The 13,468-nt window shown below is 67.4% G+C and carries 16 protein-coding genes; 9 read left to right on the forward strand and 7 right to left on the reverse strand.

What is annotated here, in order from left to right:
* From IEW01_RS11410 to IEW01_RS11435, 6 genes are all read left to right on the forward strand, one after another.
* Positions 1–645, forward strand: coding sequence for a phosphoribosylanthranilate isomerase (locus IEW01_RS11410; RefSeq protein WP_188527752.1), 645 nt, complete (start codon positions 1–3; stop codon positions 643–645).
* 34 nt (positions 646–679) lie between these two features.
* Positions 680–940, forward strand: coding sequence for an N-(5'-phosphoribosyl)anthranilate isomerase (locus IEW01_RS11415; RefSeq protein ID WP_188527753.1), 261 nt, complete (start codon positions 680–682; stop codon positions 938–940).
* A gap of 81 nt (positions 941–1,021) precedes the next feature.
* Positions 1,022–2,254, forward strand: a complete 1,233-nt coding sequence (gene trpB, locus IEW01_RS11420; protein ID WP_188527754.1) for a tryptophan synthase subunit beta — start codon at positions 1,022–1,024, stop codon at positions 2,252–2,254.
* 294 nt (positions 2,255–2,548) lie between these two features.
* On the forward strand, positions 2,549–3,100 hold the full coding sequence (locus tag IEW01_RS11425) for a hypothetical protein (protein WP_188527755.1): 552 nt from the start codon (positions 2,549–2,551) through the stop codon (positions 3,098–3,100).
* A gap of 80 nt (positions 3,101–3,180) precedes the next feature.
* Positions 3,181–3,648: a hypothetical protein gene (locus tag IEW01_RS11430; RefSeq protein ID WP_188527756.1), complete on the forward strand. Its 468-nt coding sequence runs from the start codon at positions 3,181–3,183 to the stop codon at positions 3,646–3,648.
* 51 nt (positions 3,649–3,699) lie between these two features.
* Positions 3,700–4,272 (forward strand): helix-turn-helix transcriptional regulator, encoded by a 573-nt coding sequence (locus tag IEW01_RS11435; RefSeq protein ID WP_229738214.1) that lies wholly within the window; start codon positions 3,700–3,702, stop codon positions 4,270–4,272.
* Here IEW01_RS11435 and malQ read toward each other — a convergent pair.
* From malQ to pth, 6 genes are all read right to left on the reverse strand, one after another.
* On the reverse strand, positions 4,166–6,046 hold the full coding sequence (gene malQ / locus IEW01_RS11440) for a 4-alpha-glucanotransferase (protein WP_188527758.1): 1,881 nt from the start codon (positions 6,044–6,046) through the stop codon (positions 4,166–4,168). The genes IEW01_RS11435 and malQ overlap by 107 nt on opposite strands.
* Positions 6,047–6,121: 75 nt before the next feature.
* Entirely contained in the window at positions 6,122–6,496 is a 375-nt protein-coding gene (locus tag IEW01_RS11445) for a DUF2237 family protein (protein WP_188527759.1), read from the reverse strand.
* Entirely contained in the window at positions 6,493–7,587 is a 1,095-nt protein-coding gene (locus IEW01_RS11450; protein WP_229738215.1) for a serine hydrolase domain-containing protein, read from the reverse strand. The genes IEW01_RS11445 and IEW01_RS11450 overlap by 4 nt, the downstream gene beginning before the upstream one ends.
* A 64-nt stretch (positions 7,588–7,651) precedes the next feature.
* Positions 7,652–7,894 (reverse strand): CDGSH iron-sulfur domain-containing protein, encoded by a 243-nt coding sequence (locus IEW01_RS11455; protein WP_188527761.1) that lies wholly within the window; start codon positions 7,892–7,894, stop codon positions 7,652–7,654.
* Positions 7,895–7,924: 30 nt separating this feature from the next.
* Positions 7,925–8,983 carry a DUF2332 domain-containing protein gene (locus IEW01_RS11460; RefSeq protein WP_188527762.1) on the reverse strand — a complete coding sequence of 353 codons (1,059 nt, stop codon included), beginning with the start codon at positions 8,981–8,983 and terminating at the stop codon, positions 7,925–7,927.
* Positions 8,980–9,654 carry an aminoacyl-tRNA hydrolase gene (gene pth / locus IEW01_RS11465; RefSeq protein ID WP_188527763.1) on the reverse strand — a complete coding sequence of 225 codons (675 nt, stop codon included), beginning with the start codon at positions 9,652–9,654 and terminating at the stop codon, positions 8,980–8,982. Before pth ends, IEW01_RS11460 begins: the two co-directional genes overlap by 4 nt.
* 104 nt (positions 9,655–9,758) lie before the next feature.
* Between pth and IEW01_RS11470 the strand changes: the two genes are divergently transcribed.
* Entirely contained in the window at positions 9,759–10,457 is a 699-nt protein-coding gene (locus tag IEW01_RS11470) for an FkbM family methyltransferase (protein WP_188527764.1), read from the forward strand.
* Positions 10,458–10,491: 34 nt separating this feature from the next.
* Here the strand turns inward: IEW01_RS11470 and IEW01_RS11475 are convergent, their stop codons facing one another.
* The gene (locus IEW01_RS11475) at positions 10,492–10,884 is read right to left on the reverse strand and encodes an META domain-containing protein (RefSeq protein WP_188527765.1); all 393 of its coding nucleotides are present in this window, start codon (positions 10,882–10,884) and stop codon (positions 10,492–10,494) included.
* Positions 10,885–10,998: 114 nt separating this feature from the next.
* Between IEW01_RS11475 and mnmH the strand changes: the two genes are divergently transcribed.
* Both mnmH and IEW01_RS11485 read left to right on the forward strand, forming a co-directional pair.
* On the forward strand, positions 10,999–12,042 hold the full coding sequence (gene mnmH / locus IEW01_RS11480; protein WP_188527766.1) for a tRNA 2-selenouridine(34) synthase MnmH: 1,044 nt from the start codon (positions 10,999–11,001) through the stop codon (positions 12,040–12,042).
* On the forward strand, positions 12,042–13,403 hold the full coding sequence (locus IEW01_RS11485; RefSeq protein WP_188527767.1) for a phosphohexomutase domain-containing protein: 1,362 nt from the start codon (positions 12,042–12,044) through the stop codon (positions 13,401–13,403). Before mnmH ends, IEW01_RS11485 begins: the two co-directional genes overlap by 1 nt.
* Positions 13,404–13,468 lie beyond the last annotated feature (65 nt).

The raw sequence follows: 13,468 nt of genomic DNA on the forward strand, positions 1-13,468 counted from the left end.
ATGGACGGGATCCGCGTCAAGATCTGCGGGCTGACCCGGCCTGAGCATGTGCGCGCCGCCGTCGCGGCCGGCGCCGGCTACTTGGGATTCGTGTTCTTCCCCAAATCGCCTCGCAACCTGCGCATCGACGCCGCCGCGGCCCTGGCTCTGGACGTGCCGCCCGGTGTGGCGAAGGTGGCGCTGGTAGTGGATGCCGACGATGCCCTGCTCGACGAAATCACCGCCCATGTGCCGGTCGACATGCTGCAGTTGCACGGCGCCGAAAGCCCGGCGCGGGTGGCCGAAATTCGCGCCCGCTATGGCCTGCCGGTGATGAAGGCGGTGGGAATCGGGGAGGCGGCCGACCTTGACAAGCTCGATGCCTACATGCCGGTGGCCGACCAGATCCTCGTGGACGCCAAGCCGCCCAAGGGGGCCGATCTGCCCGGCGGCATGGGCGTGCCCTTCGACTGGCGCCTGATCGCCGGGCGGCACTGGGGCAAGCCGTGGATGCTCGCGGGCGGACTCACGGCGCAAAACGTGGGCCTCGCGGTGAAGCTGACCGGGGCGCGGCAGGTGGATGTCTCGTCCGGCGTGGAATGCGCGCCGGGGGAGAAGGACGAAGGCATGATCCGGGATTTCATTGCGGCGGCGCAGGGGAGCTAACCTTTCGTTTACCAGGATCGGGCAGGCTCGGCCCATGGTTGGACGCCCGGATGAAATCGAACCCGACAAATGGTTGCGCAGCGTCTTCGCGTCGCGCGATGCGCGTTGCGGGGGCGTGTTCAAAAGGCAGGTGCGAGACGTGGAGCGAATCGTCGGGCGCGCCGCGTTTCTCGCTGAGGTCGAGCGGCGGGGTTGGCAGGCGCTGGAAAACGGCCGCCATTTCATCGTCTGCTGCAACGCCCAGCCGATCCGGAGAGTTCGGGGAGGGAACTCGCCCGCGCGCGCGGGCGAGTGACGCGGGCGCGCGCCCGCGTCCGCGCTTGCTCTGCGCGGCGTCAACGATTAGGACGAACCCGACCAACCTGGAGCGCAGACCATGGCCGACGATCTTTTCAATTCCTTCATGAACGGTCCCGACGAGAAAGGCCGTTTTGGCAACTACGGCGGCCGCTTCGTCTCGGAAACGCTGATGCCGCTCATTCTCGAGCTGCAGGCGGAATACGAAAAGGCCAAGGACGATGCCGATTTCTGGGCCGAGATGGAAGATCTGTGGACGCATTATGTCGGCCGCCCCAGCCCGCTCTACTTCGCCGAACGTCTCACCGAGCATCTCGGTGGGGCCAGGATCTACCTCAAGCGTGACGAGTTGAACCACACCGGCGCGCACAAGATCAACAACGTGCTGGGCCAGATCATCCTCGCCCGCCGCATGGGCAAATCCCGCATCATCGCCGAAACCGGCGCGGGGCAGCACGGCGTGGCCACGGCGACGGTCTGCGCCAAGTTCGGCCTGCAATGCATCGTCTACATGGGCGCGCATGACGTCGAGCGGCAGGCGCCCAACGTCTTCCGCATGAAGCTTCTTGGCGCCGAAGTGGTGCCGGTCACCTCCGGGCGCGGCACGCTCAAGGACGCGATGAACGACGCGCTGCGCGACTGGGTGACCAACGTGCGCGATACCTTCTACTGCATCGGCACGGTGGCGGGCCCGCACCCCTACCCGGCGATGGTGCGCGATTTCCAGTCGATCATCGGCAAGGAGGCCAAGGAGCAGATCCTCAAGGCCGAGGGCCGGCTGCCGGATACGATCATCGCCGCGATCGGCGGCGGGTCGAACGCGATGGGCCTGTTCTACCCGTTCCTCGACGACAAGGACGTGGGCATCATCGGCGTCGAGGCCGGTGGCAAGGGCGTGAACGAGAAGATGGAGCATTGCGCCTCGCTCACCGGCGGGCGCCCCGGCGTGCTGCATGGCAACCGCACCTACCTGCTTCAGGACGACGACGGCCAGATCCTCGAAGGCTACTCGATCTCGGCGGGGCTGGATTATCCCGGCATCGGTCCGGAACATTCCTGGCTGCACGATATCGGCCGCGCCGAATACGTCGCGATCACCGATGCCGAGGCGCTGGAGGCGTTCAAGCTTCTGTGCAGCACCGAGGGAATCATTCCCGCGCTGGAACCGTCTCATGCGATGGCCCACGTGATGAAGATCGCCCCCGAGTTGCCGAAAGACCATATCATCGTGGCCAACCTCTGCGGCCGGGGCGACAAGGACATCTTCACCGTCGCCAAGGCGCTTGGCACGGATATGTCGGGGCTCACCTGACCCTAGGCCCTGGGTTCCTGACGGTCTACTCGCGCAAGTCCGCGAACGACTGGGTGCGGCCCCTGCACGCGGTGCGCCCACACAGGGGGTGTTGTGCCATCGCGCGCGGTCCGGCAATGCCGTGTTGCGCTCGGCCACAGGCCCTAAACTTAGGTTTATGCGCCTATGAGCAAGGTTTAGCCGGGCCGGGCTAAACCGAAGGTCAATGGTGCGGGGCCTTCGATGCGCAGAGGGTGACGGGTGTCGGCTCCGTCCGGCAGCCTCCACATCCGTAAACATCGAAGGATACAGACCATGCGTTTCAAGAATTTCGTTTTCTCGACTGCGACCGCGGCCTTGATCGGCACCGCAGCCATTGCTGCCGACCAGGCGGTGATCGACAGGATCATTGCCGACTTCAAGAGCGAAGGCCAAGCCTACACCAAGATCGAAGTCCTGATCTCGCGGTTCTCCGTGGACGTGGAGGCAAAGGGCCCGGGCATCAAGGTCGAGCGCAGTTTTGACCTCGACGGCAACATCCGCAAGGAAGAGATCTTGACTCCTGAAGGCGAAATCGAACGCCGGTTCAACGAAGATGGCTCGGTCGCCTCGGAGAGAACCCGCGCGGTGGATGAGGACGACCTCGACGATCTCTTCGACGATGAAGACGACGACGACGATGACGATGATGACGACGACCGCGATGATGACCGCGACGACGACCGCGATGATGACGACGATGACCGCGATGATGATCGCGATGACGACGACGACGACGATGATGATCACGACGACGACGACGACGATGATGACGATGATGATCGCGACAGCGGCAGCGACGACGACGATGACGGCGACGACGACTGAATATGCCTCGTCCTCACACCGGGCCGGTTGATTGCCGGCCCGGATGCGGGCAGTCTGAGTTTTGCGAATGGATGCCCCGGATGACAAGAAACCTTATCTACGCCTGCCTGATTGCCCTGTCCGTTTCGGGAACGCCCGCGATGGCGCAGAGCATGCAGGACGTGATCGTCCAGCAACTGGTTGACCAGGGGTTCCACCGGATCAGGATCAACACGACATTCCTTGGCCGGGTCCGGATCGTGGCGACATCGGATACGCGGTCCCGCGAGATCATTTTCAACCCGCGCACCGGCGAAATCCTGCGCGACTACTGGGATGATCTGGATGAGGAAGAGCGGGTTTCGCCGCGAATCGTTTCGCCCTTCGGGGGAGAATCCGGTTCGGCATCTCCAGCGCGCGACGACGATGATGACGACCGTGACGATGATCGTGACGATGACGACGACGACGATGACGACGATCGCGATGATGATCGTGACGACGATGACGACGATCGTGACGATAGCGACGATAGCGGCGATGATGACGACGACGGAGACGATGATTGATGGCCGGAGCCCGCGTTGAACCCTTCTCAACTCGAAAGGTGCTAGTCAGCGGTGGGCTTTGCGGTGCGTGACCGCCACATCATTCTCGCCGCACTCGTCGTTCAGGCATTTTGCGCCTTCTTCTTCATCGGCGATATTCTTTCGGCCTATATCGGGCTTCGGTCCACGCCGATCGCATGGCGATTGCGCGAAATCATCGAGATCGGCGCCGCGTTCGGGCTGGTGCTCGGCTTCGTGCTGGGCGCTGTCGCGCTCTACCGGTCCCGCCAGCGCCACCAGCGCGCGGAAGCCAAGCTGCGGGTCGCCTCCGGGGTTTTCATGGAACTGGTCGAGGACTCCTTCGTCGATTGGGGGCTGACGCCGGCCGAACGCGAAGTCGCGCTGTTTTCGATCAAGGGGTTCTCCACGGCGGAGATCGCCGGGTTGCGCGGCACCTCGGAAGGCACGATCAAGGCCCAGACCAACGCGATCTACCGCAAGGCGGGTGTGAGCGGGCGCAGCCAGCTGTTGAGCCAGTTCATAGAAGACCTGATCGACGATGCCCTGATCCTGGAGCCTTCGCGCCCGGCAGAGGCTGATCGAACGTCTGGCCTCGCGGACGCACAGCGCGCATCAATGCCGTGATCTCTTCGAAAGCCGGGACGGAGGCGATATCTTCGATCCGCAGCGGCGCGCGGCGGCGCCAGTTCGGGTGCTCGTCGAGCGTGCCGGGCACGTTGGTCTGCGCCTCGGGCCCGACGAGATCGGCCAGCCGCACGCCTGCGAGCCGGGAGGGCGTTTGCCCGAGGAAGCGATGGGCGGCGGCGAGTACGCGCGGCGGAAGCTCGGATGCCTCCCAGTCGCGGGCCCCCTCGGGAAGCTGGCCGCCGTCGATGAAAGCGTTCACCAGTGCCTCCCGCTCCTCGCCCCGCCGCGTTTCCTGCTCGGTGGCATAGTCCGGCGAGATCAGCCCGAAAGCGCGCCGCGCCTCGATATCCTCGCCTCGCCACCAGCCTTTGAGCGTGGGCAGATCGTGGGTCGAGATGCAGGCGAGCGCCATTTCGGGCCAGGCGGACGCGCGCGAAAACAGCCCCCATTCCTGCTCGAAATAGAGGATGCGGTAGGCGAGGATATTCGCCGCGTGCATCGCCTCGCGAAAACCGTCCGGCACGAAGCCGAGGTCTTCCCCGATCATCACCGAACCGTGGCTCCGGCTTTCCTCCGCCACCACCCGAAGCATCTCGGCGAAGGGATAAGCCATGTGGGTGCCGGCGCTGGCCGGCGCACCTTCGGGAATGAGGAAGAGTTGGCGCAGAACCATCGCGTGGTCGATCCGGAGCGCACCGGCGTGGTCGAGCTGGGCCTTGATCAGCGCGCGCAGCGAGGCGTAATCCTCGGCCGCCAGCGTGGTGGGCGAGAGCGCGGCAAGATCCCAGTTCTGCCCGTCTTGCGAAAACACGTCCGGCGGCGCGCCGACCACGACGCCGGGCAGCGCGAGGCCGGGGGTGCTCCACGTTGCCGACCCGTCGAGCGCCTCGCCGACCGCAAGATCGAGATAGAGCCCGATGCGCATCCCCGCCGCCTTCGCCGTGGCCTGGGCGGCGGCGAGTTGGCGATGGGCGATCCATTGCAGCCAGACGTGGAAGCGCACCTCGCCGGCGTTCTGTTCGGCGAAGGCCCTGACGGCGGGGCTTTCGGGGCTTTGGAACTCTTCGGGCCAAGTCCGCCACCCGGCTTCGTGCCCGCGCGCCACCATGTCGAGCGAGAGCGCCTCGAACAGCGCGTGGCGGGTCAGCGCCGCGCCGCCCTCGGTGCGGTAGGCCTCGAAAACCGCTTCCGGGTGATCGGGGCCGAAGGGGCTTTCGGCGAACACGGCGCGCAGCCCGTTGAGTTTCAGCGCGGCAACGCCCGGATAGTCGATCAAATCCGCGGCCTCGACGGCGGCGAGGGCCGCCTCGTCGGGGGGAGTGCGGCCCGGGAGCGCGTCCATCGCGATGTAGAGCGGGTTCAGGAAACGGCGGTTCGAGGGCATGAACGGGCTGCGCCGGTCGGGGGCTGCGAGAAACAGCGCGTGCACCGGGTTGATGCCGAGAAAGTCCGCCCCCGCCTCGGCAGCGACGCGCAGGAGGCGGGCGAGATCGCCGAAATCGCCGATGCCCCACGAGGCCGCCGAGCGCAGTTCGTAAAGCTGGCAGAACAGCCCCCAGGTGGGCGCTTCCATGAGCCAATCGGGCAGGGCGCAGACAGCATCGGGCCGGGCGTGGAAATCAGGCACGCCCGCCGCTTCGGGCGAGACGGTTTCGCTCACGCCGAGCGCCGCGAGCAGCGCGCGCTTGGTGGCGTCGGGCACTTCGCGGGCACCGTAGTGGGTGGTGATCCCCGAGGCCCAGCACAGGGCATTCAGCGTGTCGCGGTCCATCGGTCGGCCTCCCAAACCAGCCTTCGCCTGCCCCGATAGGCGAGGGCCGGGGCGATGTGAAGCGGCAATCGGCGCTCAGAGCGCGTATTGCTGGAGCACGTCGAGCGGCACCACCTCGAGCGCGCGGATATGGGTGGCCTCCAGCCGGACCCGAGGGGCGCAGCCTTCGTCATGGGCCTGGAGGAAACGGGCGGCGACCACGCACCATTGGTCGCCCGGTTTGAGACCGGGAAAGTCCCACTCCGGCCGGGGCGTGCTGAGATCGTTGCCGACGTATTTCTGGAAGGCGAGAAACTCCGCCGTCATCACCGCGCAGATCGTATGCCGGCCAATATCGGCATCGCAGGTGTTGCAATGACCATCGCGGAAAAAACCGGTGATCGGATCGTCGGAGCAGGCGAGCAGGGTGCCGCCAAGCACGTTGAGCGGGCGGTCGGGAACCGGTTTCATCGCAGTGTCTCCCCGATCATGCGAAGTTTTTCGATACTGTCCTGCTGCACCCCGGGGTCGAGAAAGCCGAGGTCGGCCGAGGTCATGGCCACCACCGCGTCGTTGCGCGGATCGATCCAGATGTACTGGCCGTAGAGACCCTGGGCGAAAACCTCGCCGGGGCGTCCGTCGTTGGGCAGCCACCATTGGTAGCCATAGCGCGGGCGCTCGCCCGGCGCGCTTTCCGCCGTCATTTCCATCACCCAGTTTTCCGGCACGACCTGTACCTCGCCCCAGCGCCCGCCCTGCAGGATAAGCTGGCCGAAGCGGGCATAGTCGCGCGCTGTCATGTTGAGCCCTCCCAGCACGAAGGCCGCGCCGGTGCCATCGGCGAGGAAATACGGATCGGCCTCCAGCCCGAGCGGGGCGAAGATGTGCTCGGCCATCAGCTCGGGCACGCTGCGCCCGGTGGCACCGCGCAGCACCATGCCAAGCACGTGCGTGTCGATCGAGACGTAGTGGAACGCGGCACCCGGCTCCGCCCGCCGCTCGGTGAGGCTGGCGGCGAAGTCGTCGAGCGAGCCGCCGAGCGCGATCACCCGGCCCATGCGGTTGATGTCGGACCAGAAGTCGGCGTAATCCTCGTTGAAGGCCACGCCCGAGGCCATGTTGAGCACGTTGCGGATGCTCGCCCCGTCATAGGCCGAACCGCTCAGAGCGGGCGCGTATTTCGTCACCGGATCGTCGAGCGAGGCGATCGCGCCGTTTTCGACGAAGATACCGAAGAGCGCGGCGAGGAAGCTCTTGGCCACCGACCAGCTCACCCGCAGATCGTCGCGCCCGGTGCCACGGAAATAGCCTTCGTACACCACCTCGCCGCGGTGGAGCGCCACAAGCGAGGTCACGCCGCGCGCGGCGATCCAGTCTTCCAGCCCGGGCGGCAGGGTGGCCGGGCGCGGCGCAGTGGGCAAAGGCTCGGCCTGATGCGCCGCAAGAGGCATCGGTGTGGTGTGGAACATCGTGCCCATGTTCGAGAAGTTGTGCACGATCCGGTCGGGCTCGAACAGCGCGTTGACCGCGAGGAGACGGGTGATCTCCTCGCGCTTTGCCATCCCCGCAAGCGCCGTGACGGCGACAAAAGCGGCAACGGCAATCAGGACCGGACGCGGGCGCATCTCAGAGCCTGCTGTGCGTTCCGTCGCACATCGGGGCCTTCTGGCTGTGCTTGCAGCCGCAGAAGAACACCTTCTTCGAGGCGTCGGCGGTGAACTTCACCGGTGCGAGCCCGGTTCCCTTGTGCGATCCGTCGCAGAACGGCTGGGTCTTGGAACGGCCGCAGGCGCACCAGAAGTAGTTCTTGCCCTCCTCCACATCGACGGCGAAGGGGGCTTTCTGGGCGATCTCGGGGGTATCGGTCATCGGGAATTCCTCGTTTGCAGGGTTGTCTGTCTAGGTCTTACGGCGCGGATCGGCTGGCGGTTTCCAATCAACCCAGCGGCCATGAAAATCGACCCGCCCGAGCTTGTGGGTGCGACCGCCGGGCCAGATCGTCAGCTCGATCGGCGCGCCTTCGCCCCTGCGCGTGTCGCCTTCCATCGAAAGCCGGGCGAGGGGGGCGTCGCGGGTGGCCCGCGCGCCGGCTTCCGCGAAGGCGTCGAGGCAGGTTTGACAGGTGTTCTCCGGGAAATACTGCCAGGCGACGGTGTGGGTCACGAGGTGGATCGCCCCGGGGTGTTCGGTGGCGAGCCGGCGGGCGAGCCAGTCGCCCGCGTCGCCCTTGTCGACGTCGGCCTCGGCAATCTCTATCGCGGCACGGGTGCGCTCGATCCGCCACGGCTGATCGGACCAGAGATAGGAGGTCAGGCGCAGCGCGTCGTCAGGATCATGCGGGTTCAGCGGGGCAATATCGACGCCGCGCCGGTCGATCACCTCGATATCGGCCTCCGGCAGGCAGGGGCCACGCCACTCGGGATCGAGCCGCACCCCCGAGGCGCGCGGCCCGAAGATGCCGCAGGCGAGATCGAGGCGGAAACGGTCCCACATCAGGTTCAGCCCGGCGGAGGCCCCCAGTTCCGAGGCGACGAATCGCGACAGCCCGAAATGGACGGCCAGCCAATGGGCGGCCGCGATCATCACGGCGGCGCGGCGCACCTCGTTGGTTTGCGGCGGCAGATCGAGCCAGCGCATCAGGGTGGGCTGGTGGCGGCCCAGCGCGGTGTCGAGCGCGGCGGCAAGGGTGGCGTCGTCGGGGCGCGGGTTCGGCGGGTAGCAGGCCGCGAGCTCGGGGCAATCGCCGGTGAGCACCAGCGCGTGCAGACCGCCGAGGAAGCGCAGCGGCAGCGAAGCGCCGCGACTGCCGATATCGCCCTGCCAGCCGCGCATCCGATCCGCCACCGGGTTGCCGGGGACGAGGCGGGTTGCGGCGAGGGACAGCACCCGCGCGGTGAAGGGGGAGCCAAGCGCCCGGTTGGAACGGGCCTGGTCGAGAAAGGCGTCTTCGAGCGTCAACGGAACTTGTCCACGAGTTTCTGAAGCGGCGAGCGGCTGTCGTCCGGCACGACCTCCGGCTCGGTGGCCCTGGCGTCGGGCTTCGGCTTGGGGGCTGGCTTCGGCGGCGCCGTGCGCAGCGCCACCGCATTGGTGAACTTCGCCCCTTCTCCTTCGGCCAGGTGCGCCGCCCCGTCGGAAATGCCGCGCAACAGATCGTCGAGCCAGTCGGCATCGGCCTTGGCGAAATCGGTGAGCACGTAATGCGCCACCCGGTCCTTGTGGCCGGGATGTCCGATGCCCAGCCGCACGCGAGCATAATCGGGGCCGATATGGCCATGGATCGACCGCAGCCCGTTGTGCCCGGCATGGCCGCCGCCCTGCTTGAGCCGGAGCTTGCCGGGGGCAAGGTCGAGCTCGTCGTGAAACACCGTCACGTCGCCCGGTTCGAGCTTGAAGAAGCGCATCGCCTCGCCCACCGACTGGCCGGAGAGGTTCATGAAGGTTTCGGGCTTGAGCAGCACCACGCGCTCGCGCCCGAGCCGCCCCTCGCTGAGTTGCCCCTGGAACTTCGCCCGCCACGGCGCAAAGCCGTGATCCTCGGCGATCCGGTCAACGGCCATGAAGCCGATGTTGTGCCGGTTTTGCGCATATTTCGCGCCGGGATTGCCGAGACCGACAAAGAGTTTCATTCCGCCTCCGGCTGGACTTTCACACCCCGCCCCTTAGGATCGGGCAGAGACAAACTAGGCGAGCCCGAAGGGAATGCCAAGGCGGCGGGCGAAGGGCGGTGGGAATGGCGCGTTACGAGGTGCACGGGGTCAAGCTCAGGGTGCCGGGAAAGGCGATGAACGCCGAACTCCGGCAGGCGCTGGAAAGCGGAAATTACGAGTGGAACGAGCGCCTTGCGCTCACCCGCCACGTCACACCCGAGGATCGTGTGCTCGATATCGGCGCGGGCGTGGGATTCATCTCGTCGCTGGCGGCGCAGGTGGTCGGCGGCGAGGCTGTGGTCTCGGTCGAGGCCTCGCCGGTGCTGCAGGAGGTGTTGCGCAGCAATCTCGACGAAAACGGCGCGCGGGCCGCGCGGTTGATCCATGCCGCGGTGGTGCCCGACGGCCATGAAGGCGATACGGTCAGCTTCGCGGTCACCGGCGCGTTCTGGGCCTCGGCGCTCGCCGGGCACGAGGCCGGGCAGGCGGAGATGGTCACGGTTCCGGCGCTGAAACTCTCGCAACTGCTGGCCGAGTGCCGGCCGACGATCGTGGTGATGGATGTGGAAGGCGCCGAAGCGGAGTTCTGCGAGCAGGACTGGCCCGACTGCGTGCGGCTTCTGATCCTCGAGATCCACACCGGCAAATACCCGCCCCGCGTGGTGAAACGGATCTTCGACGGGTTCTCGGCGCAGGGCTTCACGATCATGCCGTGGGGCACGCGCGGCGAGGTGATCACGCTGCAACGCGTCTATGACGAAGCCGGGGCGGTGCTGCGGTGAACCTGGCGCCATGGGCGCGGGTCTGCGCGGGGGCCTATTCGGCGCGCACGAAGCCGAGCACCGGCGCACCTTCCTGCGGGATCAGCATCATGCGCTCGCCAACCGGGTCATAGGCCACGGCCACGGTGCCGCTGAGCGCCGAGAGCACCTGTTCTTCCTGCTCATCGAGCGCGCCGGGGCAGGCCATCTTGGTGGTTGCCCCGATTTCCGAAAAGGTCAGAACCCCCAGCGCCGCGACGGCCTTGATCTGGAACCGGTTGCACCCGGTCGAGCCGAACGCCGACCCATCGGCCGCGAACGCGATGCTGCCACCGGGTTCGGCGGCGATCCCGCCCACCGAGATCAGCGTCCACCCCCCGGCGCCGGACGTCTGGGCGAAGGCGGGCAGGGCCAGGCAGGCAAGGGCGGTGGCGAGGGCAAGGCGCATCGGTGATCTCCTTTGGCCTCCCCATACCCGAACCGTGCGCGGAGGGGAAGCGGCACTGGCGAAGCCGGGCGCGACGCGCTAGGACTGGCCAAACCCCAGCACAGGCCATGGCTCATGCCGATCACCCTCACCGCGCTGAGCGATCTCGCCAGCCTCCCCTTCGACGATATCATCGACGTGCGCTCGCCCGCCGAATACGCCGAAGACCATGTGCCCGGCGCGCTCAGCCTGCCGGTGCTGTCGGACGAGGAGCGCGCGCGGGTGGGCACGATCTACGTGCAGGAGGCGCCGTTTCGCGCCCGCAAGGTCGGCGCGGCCCTGGTGGCGCGCAATGCGGCGGCGCATCTCGAAGGGGCGCTCGCCGAAAAGCCCGGTGGCTGGCGGCCGTTGCTCTATTGCTGGCGCGGCGGGCAGCGCTCGGGATCTTTCGCGGCGATCCTGCGCGAGATCGGCTGGCGCGTCGACACCATCAAGGGCGGCTACAAGTCCTACCGCGCGCTCGTGGTGCGGATGCTCTACGAAACTCCGCTGCCGCTCAGGCTGGTGGTGGTCGACGGCGGCACCGGCACCGCCAAGACCCGCCTCCTCCACGCGCTCGCGGGGCAGGGGGCGCAGGTGATCGACCTCGAGGGCCTCGCGGCGCACAGGGGGTCCGTGTTCGGCGCGATGGCGGGCGGACAGCCGGCGCAGAAGGGCTTCGAGAGCGCGCTGGCAACGCGCATCATCGGGTTCGATCCCGCGCGGCCGGTGTTCGTTGAGGCCGAAAGCTCGAAGATCGGTGCGTTGCGTTTGCCGCCCTCGCTCTGGACCGCGATGATCACCGCACCGCGGGTCGACATATCCGCTCCGCTCGAGGCGCGCGCCGGGCATCTCGTGGACGAATACGACGACATGGTCCGCGACCCGGAGAAGCTTGACGCGGTGCTCTCGAAGCTCGTGCGCTATCACGGGCACAAGCGTGTCGACGAATGGCGCGCGCTAGCCGGCGCCGGCGCGTTCACCGATCTGTGCAAGGCGCTGATCGTGGAGCATTACGATCCGCGTTATGCCCGGATCTCGCGCGCGGATGCGCCACGGATGGCCACGTTCGAGCTGCCCGACCTCGCGGATGCGACGTTGCAGGCGGCGGCGGCGCGGCTCCGCGCCGAGGCGGGCTGATGGCCGGGTTGAGTTGTTTCAAGACTTACGACATCCGCGGCCGGCTCGGGGACGAGCTGGATGCGGGCATCGCCTATCGCATCGGGCGCGGCTTTGCCCGGGTGCTCGATGCCCGGCGGGTGGTTCTGGGGCGCGACGTGCGGCCCTCGTCCGAGATGCTCGCCGACGCGGTGGCGCGGGCGCTGCGCGACGAGGGCGTGGAGGTGCTCGATCTCGACCTGTCTGGCACCGAGGAGACCTATGCCGCGACCGATCATTTCGGCGCCGACGGCGGGATCTGCGTCACCGCCTCGCACAACCCGCTCGATTACAACGGGATGAAGATGGTGGCCCGAGGGGCCGCCCCGCTTGCGCAGGATAACGGGCTGGCCCGGATCAAGGCGCTGGCCGAGGAAAACGACTTCGGCCCGGCCCGGCCGGGAGGCGCCTTGCGCGACGTGGCGCGCGAAGCGCGCAGCGCCTACGTCGAGCGGGTGCTCTCGTTCGTCGACGTCGCTCGCCTCGCCCCCCTGCACATCCTCGTCAACGCGGGCAACGGCGCGGCGGGGCCGACCTTCGACGCCATCGCGCAGGCGCTTGCCGCGCGCGGCGCGCCGCTCAGGTTCACCCGCATGTATCACGCCCCCGACGGGCGCTTTCCGAACGGCATACCGAACCCGCTCCTGCCCGAAAACCGGCCCGACACCGCGGCGGCCGTCGTCGCCCATGGCGCGGATTTCGCGGTGGCCTGGGATGGTGACTTCGACCGCTGCTTTTTCTTCGACCATCTCGGTGGCTTCGTCGATGGCGAATACGTGGTCGGCCTGCTCGCGGAGGTGTTCCTGTCGCGCGAGGCCGGGGCGACCATCCTGCACGACCCCCGGGTGATCTGGAACACGCGCGAGATCGTCGCCCGCGCCGGCGGGCGGGCGGTGGCGACCCCGACGGGCCATGTCTTTTTCAAGCGGGCGATGCGCGCCGAGGGCGCGATCTACGGCGGCGAGATGTCGGCGCATCACTATTTCCGCGATTTCTCGCATTGCGATTCGGGGATGATCCCCTGGCTTCTGATCGCCGAACTGGTCAGCCGGAACGGGCCGCTGGCCCCGCTCGTGGCGGCGCGACGGGCGGCCCACCCGTCTTCCGGCGAGATCAATTTCCGCCTCGACGATCCCGAGGCGGCGCTTTCCCGGGTGCGGGCCGCGTTCGAGCCCCGGGCGCATGGCGTGGATGAAACCGACGGGCTGAGCCTCGACATGGGCGCGTGGCGGTTCAACCTGCGCCTGTCCAACACCGAGCCGCTGCTCCGGCTCAACGTCGAAACCCGCGGCGGCGCGGTCGCGCCGCACGTGGAGGCGGTGCGGCGGGCGCTGCAATCCTGATCGCGGCGGGGCAACCGACAGGCGGCCGTCCTTGCCATGGGCCGTGGCGTTCCCTAGCCTTCTAC

The organism is Sinisalibacter lacisalsi, from assembly GCF_014640115.1.
Classification (GTDB): domain Bacteria; phylum Pseudomonadota; class Alphaproteobacteria; order Rhodobacterales; family Rhodobacteraceae; genus Sinisalibacter; species Sinisalibacter lacisalsi.